A 17,992-nucleotide genomic window follows, 5' to 3' on the forward strand; every position below is an offset into this window, starting at 1 on the left:
CCGCCGCCGGTGCCGTCGGTGAGGAGAAGGCGATGAGCGTGAGCGCACACGGCGCGCCGGACGGCGTACCGCCACGGCCCGAGCCGATGCATTGCCTCGTCACCGGAGCATCCGGATACATCGGCGGTCGGCTCGTCCCCGAGCTGCTCGACGCCGGCCACCGGGTGAGGTGTCTGGTCCGCACCCCCCGCAAGCTGCGCGATCAGCCGTGGGTGTCGCAGGTGGAACCCGTACGCGGGGACGTCACGGACGCCGAGTCCGTGGGGGAGGCGCTGCGCGGCGTCGACGTCGCGTACTACCTGGTGCACGCACTGGGCACCGGAACGGACTTCGAGGAGACGGACCGGCGCGCGGCACGGATCTTCGCCGAGCAGGCGCACGCCGCCGGCGTGCGGCGGATCGTCTATCTCGGCGGGCTCACCCCGCGCGGCGTTCCCGAGCGGTCGCTCTCGCCCCACCTGCGTTCCCGGGCGGAGGTGGGACGGATCTTCCTCGACGCCCCCGTGCCGGCGGCCGTGCTGCGGGCGGCGGTGGTGATCGGATCGGGATCGGCCTCGTTTGAGATGTTGCGCTATCTGACCGAACGCCTACCGGTCATGATCACCCCGAGCTGGGTGCACACCCGCACGCAGCCCATCGGGGTCCGGGACGTGCTGCGCTACCTCGTCTGCGCGGCCGGTCTGCCGGCCGATGTCGACCGGGCGTTCGACATCGGCGGGCCCGACGTGCTCACGTACCGGGAGATGATGCGCCGCTACGCCGCCGTCGCCGGCCTGCGACAGCGGGTCATCGTCCCGGTGCCGGTCCTCACGCCCCGGCTGTCCAGCCACTGGGTCGGTCTCGTGACGCCCGTGCCGGCCTCGATCGCCCGCCCGCTCACCGAGTCGCTCCGCTACGAGGTCGTCTGCCGCGAGCACGACATCGCCCGGTACGTCCCCGACCTGCCCGGCCGGCCGCTCCCGTTCGACGACGCGCTCGCCCTCGCGGTCCGGCGGGTACGGGAGGCCCAGGTCGCCACCCGCTGGTCCTCCGCCGCGGTGCCGGGCGCTCCGAGCGATCCGCTGCCCACCGATCCCGACTGGGCGGGCGGCAGCCTGTACGAGGACGAACGGGACCTCCCGGTCGACGCGTCCCCCGACGCCCTGTGGAAGGTGATCGAGGGGATCGGCGGCGAGAACGGCTGGTACTCCCTCCCGCTCGCCTGGGCCGTGCGCGGTTGGCTCGACCGGTTCGTCGGCGGCGTCGGACTGCGCCGCGGACGCCGTGACGCCCAACGGCTGCGGGTCGGCGACTCCCTGGACTTCTGGCGCGTGGAGGAGATCGAACCCGTCCGGCTGCTCCGGTTGCGGGCCGAGATGCGGCTGCCCGGTCTCGCCTGGCTGGAGATGCGCGTCGAAACGGACCACGCGGGGCGCACGCGCTACCGGCAACGGGCCCTGTTCCATCCGCGCGGACTCTTCGGCCACGCCTACTGGTGGTCGCTCTCGCCCTTCCACACCGTCGTCTTCGGGGGCATGGCACGCAACATCGCGCACGCCGCGTCCGACGGCTCACGCTCCCGTACCTCGACGAACCGGCGCATCCGGCGCCCGGCCGGCCGGCGAAGAGCCCGGCGGTGACCCCGCACCCCGCTCACCCACCGCGCACCCACCACCGCACCAGGAGCGGCGACATGACGCCCTGCCACCCGGAACCGCCGACCGGCCCCGCCGACGGGCCGGCCCGCCTCCGGCCCGCCCGCGGCCGGGACTGAGAGGTCACCCGCGTGCACTGGCTCTTCGGCGACCAGCTCGGACCGCACTTCCTCACCCCGGGGGACCGGGGCCCCGCGCGGGACACTCCGCTGCTGATGATCGAGGCCCGGTCGGTGTTCCGCCGCCGGCGCTTCCACCGGGCCAAGGCGCACCTCGTGCTCTCCGCCATGCGCCACCGGGCGGCCGAGTTCGGCGACCGCATGACCTACGTCCGCGCCGACGGCTACCGGGACGGCCTCGCGCGGGCGGCGGGCGACCGGCCGGTGACCGTCCACCACCCGACCTCGTACGCCGCCGCCCGGTTCGTACGCTCCCTCCCGCAGGTCACCGTGGGTCCGGCACGCGGCTTCCTGGTGCCGAGGCGGGACTTCGCCGCCTGGGCGGACGGCCGCGGCGGCACCCGTCTGCGGCAGGAGGACTTCTACCGGTGGGTCCGCCGCGGGCACGGCCTGCTCATGGACGGCGACGCGCCGGCCGGGGGCCGCTGGAACCTCGACCACGACAACCGGCGGCCGCCGCCCCGGGACACCGCCACCCTGCCCGTCGCCGCCCCCTACCGGCCGCGGGAGGACGAGATCGACGACGAGGTGCGGCACGATCTCGACCGCTGGGAGCGGGACGGCGACGTGTCCTTCGTCGGCAGGGACGGCCCGCGGCGGTTCCCGGCGACGCGCGCCGAGGCCCGGGCGGCCCTCCGGCGGTTCCTCACCCACCGCCTCGAAGCCTTCGGCCCGTACGAGGACGCCATGCTCGCCGACGACCCGGTGATGAGCCACAGCCTGCTCTCCTCCTCGCTCAACCTCGGCCTCCTCGACCCGGCGGAGTGCGTGGAGCGGGCGGAGGCGGAGTGGCGCGCCGGCCGGGCGCCGCTGAACAGCGTGGAGGGATTCGTCCGCCAGATCGCCGGATGGCGCGAGTACGTGTGGCAGCTCTACTGGTACTTCGGCGAGGAGTACCGCCGTGCCAACGCCCTGCGGCACTCCGGCCCGCTGCCCGGCTGGTGGCGCGACCTGGACGCGGAGGCCGTGCGGGCGCGGTGTCTGCACACCGTCCTGGCCCAGGTGCGGGACACGGGGTGGACCCACCACATCCCCCGGCTGATGGTCCTCGGCGGCTACGCCCTGCAGCGCGGCTGGGACCCGGCGGCGGTCACCGACTGGTTCCACCGCTGTTTCGTGGACGGCTACGACTGGGTGATGATCCCCAACGTCATCGGCATGTCCCAGTACGCCGACGGCGGCCGGATGACGACGAAGCCCTACACGTCCGGCGGCGCGTACGTGAACCGCATGAGCGACCTGTGCGGGCCGTGCCGCTACCGGCCGGGCGACCGCACCGGTGAACGTGCCTGCCCCTTCACCGCCGGCTACTGGACCTTTCTCGACCGCCACCGCGACCGGCTCCGCCGCAACCCCCGCACCGCCCGCCCGCTGGCCGGGCTCGACCGGCTCGACGACCTCGCCGACATGCGCGAGCAGGAACGAAAGCGCGGCGACGCGCCGCCGTGACGGCCCCGTCGCGGCGGCGGTCCCTGGCTCCGTCGCCCCTCCGGGCGCGCCCGGAGGGGGCATCGGCGCATCCGGACCGGTGCTGCCGGCAGAAGAAGGGGTGCGGGGGCCGAGAGCGAGAAGGGGTTGCCCATGCTGGAACTGCGGCCCGCGGCGGTCGAACCGGCGGTGCCGGCCGCCGGACCGCGCACAGCACGCGACGCCGTCGGCATCATCGAGGCGGAACTGGCAAGGATCCTCGACGACGCACGCCGTCGGGCCCGGGCCACCGACGCGGTGTTCGCGCGGGAGGTCGCCGACCGGGTCTCGGCGCTCGTCCGGCGCGGCGGCAAGCGGCTGCGCGCGGCGTTCGTGTGGTGCGGCTGGCAGGTCGCGGGTGGCGAGGGCGACCTTGCGGCGGTGGTACGCACGGGTGCGGCCCTGGAACTCATCCAGGCCTGCGCCCTCATCCATGACGACGTGATGGACGGATCGGCGACGCGCCGCGGGGCACCGGCCGTGCACGTGGACTTCGCGCGCATGCACCGGGACGCCCGGATGGCGGGACCGCCCCGGGCCTTCGCGTCCTCGGCTGCGGTGCTAGCCGGCGACCTCGCCCTGGCCTGGGCGGACGATCTGCTCACCGAAACCGCACTCGGTTCACCGCACGGCATACGACTCCACCGGGAGTGGCAGGCCATGCGTACGGAGATGGTCGCCGGCCAGTACCGGGACGTGCGGGCACTGGCCGCCACCGGAGCGTCGGAGCTCGACGAGGCGCTGAGCATCGCCACGCTCAAGAGCGCCCTCTACACCGTCGAACGTCCCCTCGCTCTCGGCGCCTCCCTCAGCGGGGCGGACGCCGCCACCCTGGCGGCGCTGCGCTCCGCGGGACGCTGCGCCGGGCTGGCGTTCCAGCTCCGCGACGACCTCCGGGGCGCGTTCGCCGACCCCGCCCGTACCGGAAAGCCCGTCGACGACGACCTGCGCACGCGCAAGTCCACCTATCTGCTGGCGGTCGGCCGCAGGCTCGCCGACGCCGCGGGGGACACCGACGCCGTCGAAGCGCTGGCGGCGGGCACGGCTCCGGCGTCGCCCGAGGAGCTACGGACGATGCGGGCGGCGCTGGAGCGGACCGGTGCGCGGGCCGCCGTGGAATCGAAGATCTCCGAGCTGGCCGCCGCGGGCCTGCGGCACTTCGAGCGGACCGGCGCGCGGCCGTTCGTGCGGCGGGAGTTCGCCGCGCTGGTCACGCAGGCGTCCGGCGCCGCGCCGGCGCGATCCGGGGAGGCGGCATGCGAACGGTGACCGGGCCCACGGACCACGTCGTCGTGGTCGGGGCCGGACTGTCCGGTCTGGCCTGCGCCCTCCACCTGCTCGGCGCGGGGCGCAGGGTGACGGTCGTCGAGCGCGACGCCGGCCCCGGCGGCCGGGCGGGCCGCGTACACCTCGGGGGCTACGCGATGGACACCGGCCCGACGGTGCTGACCATGCCGCACCTGGCCGACGAAGCGTTCGCCGCCGTCGGCGACAGCCTGGACCGGCACGTGGAGCTGACCCCGCTGCGCCCCGCCTACCGGGCCTGTTTCGCGGACGGCAGCGCCCTCGACGTACACACCGCGGGCGAGGAGATGGAGGCCGAGGTCCGACGGTTCGCGGGGCCGCGGGAGGCGGCCGGGTACCGCGCCCTGCGGGAGTGGCTGGAGCGGCTGTACCGGGCGCAGATGGGACGGTTCATCGACACGAACTTCGACTCCCCCTTCCAGCTCCTCCACCCCGATCTGGCCCGGCTGGCCGCCCTGGGCGGATTCGGGCGGCTGGACCGGCGCATCGGCCGCTTCCTCAGCGATCCCCGGCTGCGGCGGGTCTTCACCTTCCAGGCCCTCTACGCAGGAGTCGCCCCGGCCAGGGCGCTCGCGGCCTACGCGGTCATCGCGTACATGGACACGGTCGCCGGCGTCTGGTTCCCCCGGGGCGGCATGCACGCCCTGCCGCGGGGGATGGCGCGCGCCGCAGCCGACGCCGGGGCCGAGTTCCGCTGGTCGGCCGAGGTCACCTTGCTGGAACGGCAGGCGGACCGGGTACGGGCCGTCAAGCTCGCCTCCGGCGAGCGGATCCCGTGTGACGCGGTGGTCCTGAGCTGCGAGCTGCCGGCCGCGCGCCGGCTCCTGGGACGTGCGCCGCGGCGCCCGGTACGGCTGCGCCACTCCCCGTCCGCCGTCGTCCTGCACGCGGGAGGCGACCGCACCTGGCCGGGTCTCGCGCACCACACCCTGTCCTTCGGCGCGGCGTGGGAGCGCACCTTCGGCGAACTCACCCGGGCGGGACGGCTGATGAGCGACCCGTCGCTGCTGATCACCCGGCCGACGACGCACGATCCGGGCCTGGCGCCGCCGGGCGGACATCTCCACTACGTCCTGGCACCCTGCCCGAACACCGAGGTGGGCCCCTCCGCCGCCAACTGGAAGGACCTCGGCCCCCGCTACCGCGACAGCCTCGTCGCCGAGCTGGAGCGGCGCGGGCTGGACGGGTTCGCGGCGAGCGTCCGCGAGGAGATGCTGGTGACACCGCTGGACTGGACCGCCCAGGGGTACGCGGCCGGCAGCCCCTTCTCGGTGTCCCACACCTTCGCGCAGACCGGCCCCTTCCGGCCGCGGAACCTCGTCCGGGACCTGGAGAACGTCGTGCTGGCCGGCTGCGGGACGACCCCAGGCGTGGGCGTACCGCCCGTCCTGATCAGCGGCAAGCTCGCCGCGGCACGCGTCACGGGCACGCGGCCGGCGCCCGGCCGGCCGGCCCGCAGGCCACCGCGTGCCGCGTACCGCCGCACGATCGCGGAGCGCATCCATGACCCGTCGTGAACTGGACGCCGCCGGAATCACCGACCCGGCCCTGCGTGCCGACTACACCCGGTGCAGGCGGCTCAACGCCCGGCACGGCCGCACCTACTTCCTCGCCACCCGGCTCCTGCCGGTCGCACGCAGACCCGCGGTGCACGCCCTCTACGGGTTCGCCCGCTGGGCCGACGACATCGTGGACGACGTGCGGACGCCGTGCGGCCCGGCCGAGCGTGACCGCCTGCTGCGCTCCCTGGAGGGAGACGTGGAGCGGGGGCTGCGCACGGGCAGCGGAGCGCACCCCGTCGTCAGGGCCGTCGCCGACACTGCCCGCCGCTACGGCATCGACCACCGGCACTTCGCCGACTTCCTCGCCTCGATGCGCAGCGACCTGCACGTCACCGACTATCCGACCTACGCCGACCTGCGGGCCTACATGCACGGTTCGGCGGCGGTCATCGGGCTGCAGATACTGCCGGTGCTCGGCACGGTCGTACCCCGGGAAGAGGCGGCGCCGCATGCGGCGGCGCTCGGGGAGGCATTCCAGCTCACGAACTTCCTGCGGGACGTCGGCGAGGACCTGGACCGCGGACGCGTCTATCTGCCGGCCGACCTGCTCGCCGCCCACGCGGTGAGCCGGCCGCTGCTGGAGTGGAGCCGCCGCACGGGGCGTCGGGACCGGCGCGTCCGGGAGGCGCTCGTCGCCGCCGAGGCCATGACGAGGGCGGTGTACCGGGAGGCGGAGCCCGGCATCGCCATGCTCGATCCGCGCACACGCCCCTGCATCCGCACCGCGTTCGTCCTCTACGGCGGCATTCTCGACGCGATCAGGGAGCAGGACTACGCGGTGCTGCACCGCCGTGCGGTGGTCTCACGCCGGCGCCGTGCCGTCACGACGGCCGCGGGGATCGTCCGGGTCGCCGACGCGCGGTGGCGTGCACGTACCGGGCCGCCGGAGCCCGGCCGCGGCGGGGTCACCGTCTCGACGGAAGGATCCGGGCAGTGAGCGGACGGCAGCGCGGGAACGACTGGACGGCGCCGTTGCGGCGCCGGCGCCGGTCGGGCTGGGCGGCGCAGGTCCCCACCTGGCGGGAGGCCCGCCCGGCGCTGATCGCCGACGCGCTCAAGAGGGCTTCGGCCCGGCCGGCCGGCAACTGGTACGTCGCCGGCTCCTCCCGGCACGTGCGCGTGGGCGGCGGTCCCCGCGGCCGGACGGTGGCGGGTGTCGAGGTGGTGCTCTGGCGGTCGGACACCGGTGAGCCGCACGCGGGGCCCGGCGCCTGCCCGCACCTGGGTGCGCCGCTGCGCGACGGCCGGGTGGTGTGCGGCACGCTGGTCTGCCGCTGGCACGGGCTGGGCCTGGACGGCACCTCGTTCGCCGGCTGGGACCCCTACCCGGTGTACGACGACGGCGTACTGCTGTGGGTGCGGCTGGACGCGGCCGGCGGCGAGGAGCCGACCGACCGTCCCGAGGTGCCGGTGCGGCCGGCGGCGGGCACCGCGGTGGACGCCGTGTTCACCTCGGTGGGGCGGTGCGAACCGGAGGACGTGGTCGCCAACCGCCTCGACCCCTGGCACGGTTCGTGGTTCCACCCGTACTCGTTCGTGGACCTGACGGTTCTCGGGTCACCGCTCGGGAGCGAGGACGACGTGTTCGTCGTCGACGTCTCCTTCCGTGTGACGGACCGTCTGGTGGTGCCCGTCCGCGCCGAGTTCACCGCCCCCGGGCCCCGCACGGTCGTCATGCGGGTCACCGAAGGGGAGGGGGCGGCCTCCGTGGTGGAGACGCACGCCACCCCGCTCACCGGCGAGGGCGACGAGTCCCCGCGGACCGCCGTCATCGAGGCGATCGTCGCCGCATCCGACCGCAGGGGGTTCGCGGTGGCGCGGACCGCGGCACCCCTGCTGCGCCCGCTCATGCGCCGGACGGCAGGCCGCCTCTGGCGGGACGACCTCGCCTACGCGGAGCGCCGCTGGGCACTGCGCAGGGCGGGCCGCTTCCCGGGATGAGGGAGGCGCCACCGGCGGGGACCCGGCCGGCACCCGGGGCCCGTACCCGGAGCGCTCAGCGCCGTGCCCACGCCCCCAGCGCCCGCAGCAGACGTGAACGCCCGGCCCGCGGCACCGTCCACAGCGTCTGCCCCCGCACCCCCCATGCGGAAAGGAGGGCACCGGCGGCGAGGAAGCCGGTGGTGGCCGCGCGTTCCATCAGGGCCACCGGCAGGTCGCAGCGGATCGCGTCGCCCGCGAGCGTCACCCGGGGGTGCGGGGTCGCCACCGGTGGCCTGCGCCGGTACGAACCGACGGGGAAGAGGGGGCAGTCGGCGCGCCACTCGTGCCGGGCGTCCACGATCCGCGCGTCCCGGGTCTCGGGGTAGATCCGGTGCAGGCTCCCGACGAGGCGGTCCTGCACGAGCGGCGGTACGCCCTCGACCGCGTACGCGTGCAGCTCCACCACCGCGCCGCCGGTCCGGGCCGCCCAGCGGGCCGCCTCACCCTCGTAGTGGTTCAGGACACTGATGTTGTCGAGCCCGTCGTAGCCGCTGGTGCCGAGGAATCCGGGGCGGTCGGCCCGGACCGGCCGGTCCAGCCAGAGCCGCGAGACCAGGAACGGCGGGGCGGTGCGCAAAGCGGCGATGTCCGCCCGCCAGGCGGGGGTGCCCAGACCGGGCGACGACGCGACCAGGTCGCGCAGCGCACCCGGGTCGAGGGCGAGCACCGCCGCGTCATGGGGGTGTGCGCCGCTGTCGGTCAGCAGCCGCACGCCGTCGTCGTCGTGCGGATACACGCCGTGGACCGGCGTGCCGGTGCACAGGGTCGCCCCGATGCGCCGGAGGTAGTCGCCGAGCGGTTCCCAGAGTGCCTGCGGGAACGGCTCCGTGGGCACGTCGAAGAGAAGTCCTTCCGCGGAGCCGAGAAAGTAGATGTGGAACATCACCAGCAGTTCGGCGGCGGACAGTTCGCGCGGGTCGGCGAAGAAGCTGCGGGAGAACACCTCGAACGCGAGATGGTGGGCGGCGTCGGGGAAGCGGACGCGGGCCAGGAAGTCGGTCGCGCTGACGGTGTCGAAGCGTGCGTAGACGTCCGGCACCCGGACGTCGAGCAGGGGCAGCGCGGCCCTGGCGTCCATGGCCGCGAGGTCGCGCCAGCCGAAGGAGGGGCTGCGGGCGACGAATCCGAGTGCGCTCAGGGGCGGCGTCCGCGGCACGCGGGCGAAGCCGTCGGTCATTCCGCCGCTGTGCCGCAGGGGATAGTCGGGCAGCGGGCGCAGCCGGTCGAGTCCCCGGTCGGTCCGCCGCAGGAGGCCGCGCAGGTTGTAGTACTGCCGGAAGAAGGCGTGGAAGCCGCGGCTCATGGTGACCTCGGAGCCGTCGGCGAGGCGCGTGCGCCGGCCCGCGAGACGGCCGCCGAGCGCACCCCCCTTCTCGTACAGGGTGACGCGGGCACCTCGTTCGGCGAGAAGGGTCGCCGCCGCCAGTCCGGCGATGCCGCCGCCGACCACGGCGACGCGGGGGGTGTCTCCGGGCCGGAAGCGCTCCCGGCCGGGATCCGGTGGCCGGAGCTCGGCCCTGCGGTCGCGGCCCGGCGCTGCGGCACGCAGGAGTGTCATCTGTGGCTCTCTCCCATGCGGGGTACGGGGTGGGAACGGCGTGGCAGGAAGGGGAGTTCGACGGCGGTTCTCAGCATCGGGCCGACCGGGGTCCGCAGACCGATGCCCCATTCCTCCCAGGGTGAGGTGTCGCCGTCGAGGAACCGCAGCAGCCGCTCCGGCGGGATGCGGCGGAAGAGGCCGGTGAAGAAGGCGGGTCCGTCGACGCGGCCGGTGTCCAGGGCCCGTAGCAGCACGGCGTCCATGGCCCGCGCCCGGACGCCGTGCGGCGGCGGCACGACGGCACGGCCGTTGCGCAGGGCGGCGGCGATGGCGCGGCTCTGCCGCTGGACGGCGGAAAAGGTGTAGCCGGTCGCCGGGCGGGTGGCGCCGCCCGCGGTTCCGACGCGGAAGTGGCCGGGCCCCAGGCGGCGCCGGAAGTGCGCGTCGGTCATCGGGATGACGCCCTGCTCGGCCGACTCCACGGTGAACGCGCCGAGGCGCAGAACCTCTCGTGCGTAGCCGGTCAGGGCCCTGTCGTACTGCCGTGTGTCCAGGGGGGACGGGGAGAATTCCGTGTACTCCACGAGCGCCCGGTCCGCCGCCAGGGGCAGCACGTAGCCGAAGGCGAGCCCGCGGCGCGGCTGCGGCACCCGGAAGTCCATGAGGTCGGCGACCCCCGGGTCGAAGCGGTCCGCGTCCGTGCGTACGAACCAGCCGCGGAAGTGCTGCGCGAGCTGCGTCCGCGCCGGGGGCAGCACGTGCAGCGGACGCGAGTCGAAAACGTACCGGGCGCGCAGCGTGAGCCGCCCGCCGTCGGGGGTCCGGCAGCGGACTTCCGTGCCGTCGGCCGTACCGCGCACCGTGTCCGCCGTGGCGCGTACGATCCGCCCGCCGGGCGAGCGCGTCACCCGGGCGTGCACCAGGCGCTCGAACGCCGTGGACCGGAGCATGCGGTAGCGCAGGGGAGAGGGGTCCACGGTGACCTCGCCACCGTCCGCCGCGCGGATCCGCAGCAACGGCCAGGAGGCGTGCACCGCCTCGTCGAAGTCGCCCGCGCCCCGCTCCCAGTAGCACCACGTCCGCTCGGGCGGACGCCGCGGACCGTCCGGCGCTTCCACGACGGTGACCGCGGCGACTCCGCTCTCCACGAGCCGGTACGCGAGGCTGAGCCCCGCGGCCCCTCCGCCGATCACCACGACGGGGCACCCGCCGGCCGGTTCCTCCCGCCGGTTCACCTGGCCCGCCCCTCGGCCACGGGGGTCCCGCGGGGCCTTGTGGCCGCCGGGCCGGCTACCGGCGCGTCGCCGTCGTCGGGGGTCATGTCTCGCTCCAGGGCCGAGGGGGTGGCACCCGGGCGAGAGGGTCCGTCATCGCTCGGGTGCCACACCCTCTGCTTCCGCCGGGACGCCCGGTTCGGATGCGACCGCGGGAGAAAACCGGCGAGCCGTACGGCGTGTCGGGCCCGGGTGCGTCGCTTCGGGCTCCGGCAGGTCAGGGGGAGTCCTGGGCCAGGCGTTCGCGCAGCGTGTGCAGCCCCCGTCGCGCATGGCTCTTGACCGTGCCGAGCGGGAGGCCGGTGTACGCGGCGATCTGCGACTGCGGGAGATCCGCGTAGAACGCCAGCCGCAGGATCTTCTGCTGCACGCTGGGAAGCCGGCTCAGCTCGTCCTGGACCACGAGACGGTCCACGGCCTGCTGGGCCAGCCGCTCCTCCGGCTCCCGGAGGTCCTCGTCGCGGGCCGATTGCACGGCGGCGACCAGCCGGGCCCGGCGGGCCCGTGCGGCGAGCGCGTCCGCGATCTTGTGCCTGGCGATGCCGAGCAGCCAGGATCCGGCGGTGCCCCGCTCCGGACGGAACCCCCGGCGGTGGCGCCAGGCGGCGACGAAGATCTGCTGCGTGACGTCCTCCGCCTCGAAGGAGTTACCCAGTGCGCGGCGCACAACGGCCTGTACGAGCGGTGCCCACCGCTCGTACAGCAGGCGGAATCCGTCTTCGTCACCCCGCAGGAACGCGTCGGCGATCTGCTGATCGTTTTCCGCCCCCTGGTGCACCGTCGGTGACGTGGCCATCGTGAACCTCCTCGGACAGCTGACCAGGCCCCGGCCCGAGCCACCGGTCGCCGCGCCATAGCGGCTGGTATCAGAGTGGTTGCGGGGAGTAGCGGGCACAAGATGAATCGTTTGTGAGTCGTTTTGCCTGCAACCAATTCACCGTCTGCGGCCGAAGAGGAAGCAGCCGCCGGCGAAGAGGCCGTTCGGCGCGAGAAGGCATCCGGAGGGCTCCCCGGCAGGGAGGAGCCGACGCGCTGCCCGGGGCAGGGTGCGGGACGGTGGCGTGATGACGAGGAGAAGCAGCGTATGGGCAGCAAGCGCGGGCACCACGACGTCATCGTCGTCGGCGCGGGGGCGGCAGGGCTCGCCTGTGCCTTCGACATCGCCGCGGCGGGCCAGGACGTCCGGGTCCTGGAGGCCTCCGACGCGGTGGGGGGCCGGATGCGCACCGACCACCGGGACGGCTTTCTGCTCGACCGCGGATTCCAGGTGCTCAACACCTCCTACCCCCAGTTGAGGCGCCGCGCCTCCCTGCCCGCCCTGCGGCTGCGCCCCTTCACACCCTCGGTCCTGAGCCACACCCGGCACGGCCGCCTCCGCTACGGCGACCCCTCCCGCCGCCCTCGCGACCTCCCCCGGCTCGCCCGCCCGGGAAGGCACGCGCTGCGGGACGGCGCAGGACTCGCGGCCGTGTCGCTCTTTTCCGCTCTGGCTCCGCCACGTGCCCTCAGGGCCCGTACCGAACGCACGACGAGCGAGGAACTGGGCCGCCGGGGCATCACCGGCGACCTGCTGGAGAACTTTCTGCATCCGTTCCTCTCCGGGGTGTTCCTCGACGACCGCCTGGAGACGTCCAGCCGGGTCTTCCACATGGTCTGGCGGAGCTTCCTGCGCGGAACCGTGACGCTGCCCGCCGCGGGGATCGGCGCGGTTCCGGCACACCTGGCGTCGCTGCTGCCGCCGGGCACCGTGCGGTTCGACCACCCGGTGCGGGAGCTCACCGCAACGGGCGTGCTGTCGGCCGACGGCCGGGAACTGGACGCGCCGGCCGTCGTCGTGGCCACCGAAGCGGAGACGGCGGCGCGCCTCCTGCCGCACCTGACGGTCCCGCCGACCCGGACCGTCTGCACGTACTACTACGCGGCACCCGACTCTCCGCTGCGCGAGCCCACGCTGCTCCTCGATGCGCGACGCCGCTTCCTCCACACCTGCGTGCCGAGTCAGGTGGTGCCCGGCTACGCGCCCCGGGGCCACGCGCTGGTCTGCGCGTCGGTGCTCGGCACCCACACGCGGCAACGCGCCCTCGCCCTGCGCGAGGCCCTTGCCGAGGCGTACGAGACCGACACCTCCCGATGGGAGGAGATCGCCCGCTACAGCATCCCCGGCGCCCTGCCCGCCATGGTCCCGCCCTGGCCACTGTCCCGCACCGGCAGGGCCGGGGCCGGGCGGTACGTGTGCGGCGATCACCGCGCGACCGGATCGGTGCAGGGCGCGCTCGCCTCGGGGGCCAGGGCCGCCCGCGAGGTGCTGGCGTCGGGCCTGCGGTGACGGGCCGGCCGGCAGCCGGCCGCTCCGTGGCCCGGCCCTCAGGGCAGGACCGGCCCGCCGAGGCGTCCCTGACCACCGGGGCGCTCGCCCGCAGGCTCGGCGTCGCACCGACGACGCTGCGCACGTGGGAGCGCCGCTACGGCATCGGCCCGGGCCGTCGTGACCAGGGCCGCCACCGCCGCTGGTCACCGGGGGACGTGGCCAGGATGGAGTACATGTGCCGGCTGACGGCGCAGGGAGTCACGCCCGCGGAAGCGGCGCGGCTGGCGATGGCGGAGAACGGCCCGAGGGCGGCCCTGCCGGCGGCGGACGTGCCGCAGCCCCGCACCCCCGGCGGCCTGCGCGACCTGCCGCTGGGTCAGGTCTGGCCGGAGAGCCGCGGTCTGGCGCGCGCCGCCGTACGACTCGACGCCTCGTCGGTCCACGCTCAACTCCGCTCCGCCGTCGACACGTACGGCGTGGTCGTGGCCTGGGAACAGATCATCGCCCCGACCCTGCACGCCGTAGGCCGCAAGTGGGCGACGTCCGGCGAGTCGTTCGTCGCGGTGGAGCACCTGCTGTCCTGGCACGTGTCCACCGTCCTCCGCTCGACGGTCACCTCCGGCGGGGGCAGCCGCCCCCCGGTTCTCCTGGCATGTATGCCGACGGAGCAGCACAGCCTGCCGATCGAGGCCCTGTGGGCGGCACTGGCCGAACGAGGGCTGCCCACCCGCATGTTCGGTCCCGCGGTTCCGCCGGAAGCCCTGGAGTCGGCCGCCCGGCGCACGGGGTCGGCCGCCGTCGTCCTGTGGTCCCAGTGCCGGCAGACCGCCGACCCGGGCGTCGTACGCACACTCCTCGCGCTCGGCTGGGGAGTCCGCGGCGCCCGCACCCACCCCGTGCCCCTGCTGGCCGGACCGGGCTGGACAGGCACGCCCGCGCGGCCGGGCACGAGGCGTCTGACGGGCCTGGCCTCCGGCCTCGCGGTGCTGGAATCCGTTTACCGCACCCGCACGGAACGACGTGCGAGCCGGCCGAACGACGCCGCGCCGAGGCCGGAATGACGAGCGGCACCCGCTCCGGAGGTCTCCGGCACCGTCATCGGGCGGGCCCGAGAGCGGTGGCCACGGCGTCCTCCAGAGTGTGGGTGACGGGGAAACCTCGGCGTGCAGGGCGGTGGGGTACCGGCGCACTGCCGGCCGGGCCGGCCGGCGGTACGGGCGGCCGGCTGGCCGCCACGGCCCTCACGCACGCGCTCACCGGTGCCGGCTCCACCCTGCCGGTGACCTGGGGCGCCGCCGCACCGGGCTTCGCCGCCGGCTGGCTGTGGATGCGCCGGCTCCTGCGCCGCAGGCCGGAACCCGGCCGGCGGCACTGAGTCCCGGATGGTCGTCGTACATCGCGACATGAACGGACAAGGTCGCACAACTTAGCTCACTCGCCTACGAGTTGGCCCGCGCTGGTCCACCATGGCCATACGGCAGGCCGGCACTCCGCTCACCCCCCTCCACCGGTTACGTGCCGGCGAACGCCGTTGGCCCGATCGCTAGGTGGAGGCATGACGAAAACCCATCCCGTACCGGACTACGTGGGCCGGATCCTCTCTTCTTCCGGGGTTCCCCAGGGCACGTGCTTCCAACTGGCGCCGGGCTATCTGGTGACCGCCTGGCACGTCGCCCAGGGCACGCTGTCGCTCGGCGACGACGAGGTGCTGAGGGTCGACCGATTACGCGACCCCGGTGCCGACCGGATCACGGCGCGGGTGCTGGCCGACGACCGGAAGGCGGATCTGGCGCTGCTGGAGGCCGACGCCCCCTTCCCCGGGAGCGCGCGGCTGCTGCGCGGCTCGCGGTCGGTCACGTACGGCGAACCGGTGACCGTGGTGGGCCATGCCGTGATGTACGAGGCGGCCGGCAAGCCGCCCGTCGTGTGGGTGGAGGCCCTCGGCGAGTGGCAGGGCGAGGTCCGCCGCGCCGACGACGTCACCCTCGGACGCTTCCACTCGCGGGACGTGCTGCCCGGCATGAGCGGCGCGCCCGTACGGCAGCGGAGCGACGACAGCGTGGTCGGTGTCGTCTCCGCGCGCTACAACACCGCCGACGGCTGGCTCGCCAACAGCGTGTGGGCGGGCCGCGTCGACGAGTTGCGCGCCCTCTGCGCGGGCCACCTCGACCTCGACGAGAGCCGGTGGTTCGGCTTCGCCGCCGCTGCCGGCGGCGGCGCGGCCGCGGTGGCCGAGGACATGCTGCGCAAGCGCCGCGACGACCCGGCCATCGAGGTCCGTACGGAGACCGCCCCCGCGCCCGGCCGGGAGCCCGGGGAGCCGGTGGCGCCCGTCGCACCCGCCGGGACCGGGACGGGGGCCGCCGACGTGCCCGTGCCCGGCGGGCCGGGCGAGTCCGGGTCGGACGCGGTGACCGGGGAGGTGACCCAGGGCGTGCTGGAGCGCGTCACCCACTGGATCCTGGACAAACTGTAGGACGCCGCTCACCCGGGCCGCGAGCGGCACGGGACCGGCGGCGCGTCACCGGAAGGCACCCGAGGTGGAAAAGAGCCCGCACGACAGCGACTACGGACGCTGGCTGATGAGCGTCTCGCAGCTCAACGGCGTCCCCCTGCCCCTGCCCGCCGTCCTCGACGACGGCACACCGGACTCGATCAGGATCGAGACCGGCGACGCCTACATACACCGCGAGACCGGCGTGATCCTGGCGTTCGTCCTCACCGACGACCACGGCGGGCGCCACATGTTCGCGCTGGACCACGCCGACCGGGGCTTCGAGCCGCTGCGGGAGGCGTTCCACGCCTTCCTCGACTCGCGGTTCCTGCGGAACCTCCGGAACGCGACCCCGCTCGGCAGACTGGTCAATATCGCCGGAGCCGTGGTGCGGCACTACTGGCGGTGGGACAAGGAACCGGCCGGAACCGGCTATTACGTGTACCCGAACGGGAAGCTCCTCTTCCGCGGCACCTACAGGCTGGAAGGAGGGGGAGGCATTTCATGAACCCCCAGAAAGAGGCGCTGCCCACCGTCATCGACGGCCATGACGTCTACATCGCCGTCCAGCGGCTCCCCGGCTCCGAGCCCACCACCTCGAACCTGCGCAGGGTAGCCGGACAGAAGGCGACCGAGGCGCTGGACCATGTCCAGAACACGATCCACGTCGTCGCCGAGCGGTTCGGCCGCACCGTCGGCGAACTGGCGGCACAGGCCACCGTGCCCGAGTCGGTCTCGATCGAGTTCGGCATCTCGATCGCCAGCGAGGGAAACGTCGTCCTCTTCAGCGGCTCGGCCGAGGCATCGGTCGCGGTCACCTTGACGTATCCGGTCCCGGCCCGGCCCACGGGGGCGCCCGCCACGTGACGCACCGGTCCGGGTGGCAGCGTTAGCCCTGTTGGGCCAACCGCCGCCGGGGCCGGGGGCAGGCGCGGTCCGGCAATAGTTCCCTTGCGGTGCGCGCTTCCCGCGCAGGGGCTGATCCGGCTCGCCGGCTCCTGCCGGTCCGTGTCGTCGGCGTGAGTGACGCCGCCTGCCGGCGCGCGTGACGCCAGCCCTCGACTCCTGGAGCCCCGGTTGTCCCACTCGCCTTCTGGTCGCCTCCGCCCCGACGGCCGGGCCGTCGCGGCCCGGCCGAGCCCGGAGAACCACCTCCGGGCGGCCTTTCCGCGCGTACAGCAGTACCTCGATGAGCGCATCGACCGCTGCTACGGGGCCCGGCACCCGATGCTCCACGCCTCGTTGAAGACGCTCGTCGCCCGCGGCCGGCGCGACCCCCAGGAGTTCGCCCTGCCCCTCCTCGTCCACGCGGCGATCCGTGGCGGCACCCGGCCCGCCGAGCCGGTCGCGGCAGTGCACGCGCTGTGGTGGCGGGCGGCCAATGCGCTCGACGACGTGGTCGACGGTGACGCCGGCCCGCGGACGTACGGGATGGACGGGAGCGCCGCCCTGACCGCCGCCCTGGAGTGCGGCTACGGACTGCCGCTGCGCGTGCTCGCCTCCCTGCCCGTGCCCGAGCCGCTGCGCCGCGTCCTGACCGCCGACTACCTCGAAGGCTGGACCGCCGCCACCGACGGTCAGCTCGGCGACCTTCTCAACGAGCCGGGCCGGGTGGGGCCCGACGAGGTGCGCGAGGTGTACCGGAAGAAGAGCGGCGCGGTCTATGCCATGGCCTGCGCCCTGACCGCCCGGCTGGCGTACGGCGCCGGGTCGGCCGTGGCCGGGCCGGACGCGGAGAGGGTCGCGGCGTGGGGTGAGTTCGGCGAGGTCCTGGGGATCCTGGCGCAGCTCCGCAACGATCACGAGGATCTGCGCGACGGTGCCGGGGCGGACCTGCGGAACGGGACCGCCACGTACCGCCTCGCGCAGCTTCTGCACCGGTCGGACCGGGCCGGGCGGGAGCGGGCACGGCAGTTGTTCAGCCGGGCCGCCGTCTCGGAACCCCACCACCGCGAACTCACCGAGCTGCTCCGGTCTCCGGACGTGCTGCGCCCGTGCAACCGGCTCCTGGCCGAGCTGCGCCACCGCGCACACGCCCTGCTGGACGTCCTCGCTCCCGCTTCGCCTCACACCGCCCTCCTGCGGTCGCGGGTCGACGCGGAAGCCCGCTCTGCCGACGTATGCGAGCAGCAAGAACGCCCCACCACAGGGCCGTCGGCGGGCGTGAGCGAAGCCCCGGTCGCCCCCCGCCCCCGCCCTGCCCCCGGTGGGGAGGGAGCAGGGGAAACGGGGTGACGACCTGTCGC

16 protein-coding genes are annotated in these 17,992 nt (G+C 74.7%); 13 read left to right on the top strand and 3 right to left on the bottom strand.

Features of this window, described 5'->3' with window-relative positions:
- Positions 1-32 precede the first annotated feature (32 nt).
- The 6 genes from ABGA99_RS00645 (at position 33) to ABGA99_RS00670 (ending at position 8,088) form a co-directional block, all read left to right on the top strand.
- Entirely contained in the window at positions 33-1,619 is a 1,587-nt protein-coding gene (locus ABGA99_RS00645) for an SDR family oxidoreductase (protein WP_347578840.1), read from the top strand.
- 146 nt (positions 1,620-1,765) lie between these two features.
- Positions 1,766-3,262 carry a cryptochrome/photolyase family protein gene (locus tag ABGA99_RS00650; RefSeq protein ID WP_347578841.1) on the top strand — a complete coding sequence of 499 codons (1,497 nt, stop codon included), beginning with the start codon at positions 1,766-1,768 and terminating at the stop codon, positions 3,260-3,262.
- 132 nt (positions 3,263-3,394) lie between these two features.
- A complete protein-coding gene (locus ABGA99_RS00655) occupies positions 3,395-4,549 on the top strand; it encodes a polyprenyl synthetase family protein (protein ID WP_347578842.1) in 1,155 nt (384 codons plus the stop codon).
- Positions 4,537-6,102, top strand: coding sequence for a phytoene desaturase family protein (crtI, locus tag ABGA99_RS00660; protein ID WP_347578843.1), 1,566 nt, complete (start codon positions 4,537-4,539; stop codon positions 6,100-6,102). The genes ABGA99_RS00655 and crtI overlap by 13 nt, the downstream gene beginning before the upstream one ends.
- A complete protein-coding gene (locus ABGA99_RS00665) occupies positions 6,089-7,084 on the top strand; it encodes a phytoene/squalene synthase family protein (RefSeq protein WP_347578844.1) in 996 nt (331 codons plus the stop codon). The genes crtI and ABGA99_RS00665 overlap by 14 nt, the downstream gene beginning before the upstream one ends.
- The gene (locus ABGA99_RS00670) at positions 7,081-8,088 is read left to right on the top strand and encodes a DUF5914 domain-containing protein (RefSeq protein WP_347578845.1); all 1,008 of its coding nucleotides are present in this window, start codon (positions 7,081-7,083) and stop codon (positions 8,086-8,088) included. The genes ABGA99_RS00665 and ABGA99_RS00670 overlap by 4 nt, the downstream gene beginning before the upstream one ends.
- 55 nt (positions 8,089-8,143) lie before the next feature.
- On the opposite strand, the gene ABGA99_RS00675 is transcribed toward ABGA99_RS00670, so the two are convergent.
- The 3 genes from ABGA99_RS00675 to ABGA99_RS00685 all read right to left on the bottom strand — a co-directional run bounded on the left by ABGA99_RS00675 (position 8,144) and on the right by ABGA99_RS00685 (position 11,740).
- A complete protein-coding gene (locus ABGA99_RS00675; protein ID WP_347578846.1) occupies positions 8,144-9,688 on the bottom strand; it encodes an FAD-dependent oxidoreductase in 1,545 nt (514 codons plus the stop codon).
- The gene (locus tag ABGA99_RS00680) at positions 9,685-10,866 is read right to left on the bottom strand and encodes a lycopene cyclase family protein (RefSeq protein ID WP_347581918.1); all 1,182 of its coding nucleotides are present in this window, start codon (positions 10,864-10,866) and stop codon (positions 9,685-9,687) included. The genes ABGA99_RS00675 and ABGA99_RS00680 overlap by 4 nt, the downstream gene beginning before the upstream one ends.
- 295 nt (positions 10,867-11,161) lie before the next feature.
- Positions 11,162-11,740, bottom strand: coding sequence for a sigma-70 family RNA polymerase sigma factor (locus ABGA99_RS00685; RefSeq protein WP_347578848.1), 579 nt, complete (start codon positions 11,738-11,740; stop codon positions 11,162-11,164).
- A gap of 288 nt (positions 11,741-12,028) precedes the next feature.
- On the opposite strand from ABGA99_RS00685, the gene ABGA99_RS00690 reads away from it, so the two are divergent.
- The 7 genes from ABGA99_RS00690 (at position 12,029) to ABGA99_RS00720 (ending at position 17,981) form a co-directional block, all read left to right on the top strand.
- The gene (locus ABGA99_RS00690) at positions 12,029-13,270 is read left to right on the top strand and encodes an NAD(P)/FAD-dependent oxidoreductase (protein WP_347578849.1); all 1,242 of its coding nucleotides are present in this window, start codon (positions 12,029-12,031) and stop codon (positions 13,268-13,270) included.
- A 26-nt stretch (positions 13,271-13,296) separates the two neighbouring features.
- Entirely contained in the window at positions 13,297-14,313 is a 1,017-nt protein-coding gene (locus ABGA99_RS00695) for a MerR family transcriptional regulator (protein WP_347578850.1), read from the top strand.
- Between the two features lie 83 nt (positions 14,314-14,396).
- Entirely contained in the window at positions 14,397-14,627 is a 231-nt protein-coding gene (locus ABGA99_RS00700; protein WP_347578851.1) for a hypothetical protein, read from the top strand.
- A gap of 180 nt (positions 14,628-14,807) precedes the next feature.
- Positions 14,808-15,728 (top strand): serine protease, encoded by a 921-nt coding sequence (locus ABGA99_RS00705; RefSeq protein WP_347578852.1) that lies wholly within the window; start codon positions 14,808-14,810, stop codon positions 15,726-15,728.
- Between the two features lie 64 nt (positions 15,729-15,792).
- Positions 15,793-16,254 carry a hypothetical protein gene (locus tag ABGA99_RS00710; protein WP_347578853.1) on the top strand — a complete coding sequence of 154 codons (462 nt, stop codon included), beginning with the start codon at positions 15,793-15,795 and terminating at the stop codon, positions 16,252-16,254.
- Complete coding sequence (locus ABGA99_RS00715; protein WP_347578854.1) at positions 16,251-16,613, top strand: CU044_2847 family protein; 363 nt, start codon at positions 16,251-16,253, stop codon at positions 16,611-16,613. The genes ABGA99_RS00710 and ABGA99_RS00715 overlap by 4 nt, the downstream gene beginning before the upstream one ends.
- 210 nt (positions 16,614-16,823) lie before the next feature.
- The gene (locus tag ABGA99_RS00720; RefSeq protein WP_347581919.1) at positions 16,824-17,981 is read left to right on the top strand and encodes a hypothetical protein; all 1,158 of its coding nucleotides are present in this window, start codon (positions 16,824-16,826) and stop codon (positions 17,979-17,981) included.
- The last annotated feature ends 11 nt before the right edge of the window (positions 17,982-17,992 follow it).

Origin of the sequence: Streptomyces sp. B5E4, from assembly GCF_039871555.1 — a bacterium.
Taxonomy (GTDB): Bacteria; Actinomycetota; Actinomycetes; order Streptomycetales; family Streptomycetaceae; genus Streptomyces.

Coding starts and splice junctions, on each gene's coding strand:
- ABGA99_RS00655 (WP_347578842.1), top strand. CDS start 3,395: ATGCTGGAACTGCGGCCCGCGGCGGTCGAACCGGCGGTGCCGGCCGCC.
- ABGA99_RS00675 (WP_347578846.1), bottom strand. CDS start 9,688: ATGACACTCCTGCGTGCCGCAGCGCCGGGCCGCGACCGCAGGGCCGAG.
- ABGA99_RS00715 (WP_347578854.1), top strand. CDS start 16,251: ATGAACCCCCAGAAAGAGGCGCTGCCCACCGTCATCGACGGCCATGAC.
- ABGA99_RS00645 (WP_347578840.1), top strand. CDS start 33: ATGAGCGTGAGCGCACACGGCGCGCCGGACGGCGTACCGCCACGGCCC.
- ABGA99_RS00665 (WP_347578844.1), top strand. CDS start 6,089: ATGACCCGTCGTGAACTGGACGCCGCCGGAATCACCGACCCGGCCCTG.
- crtI (WP_347578843.1), top strand. CDS start 4,537: ATGCGAACGGTGACCGGGCCCACGGACCACGTCGTCGTGGTCGGGGCC.
- ABGA99_RS00685 (WP_347578848.1), bottom strand. CDS start 11,740: ATGGCCACGTCACCGACGGTGCACCAGGGGGCGGAAAACGATCAGCAG.
- ABGA99_RS00690 (WP_347578849.1), top strand. CDS start 12,029: ATGGGCAGCAAGCGCGGGCACCACGACGTCATCGTCGTCGGCGCGGGG.
- ABGA99_RS00705 (WP_347578852.1), top strand. CDS start 14,808: ATGACGAAAACCCATCCCGTACCGGACTACGTGGGCCGGATCCTCTCT.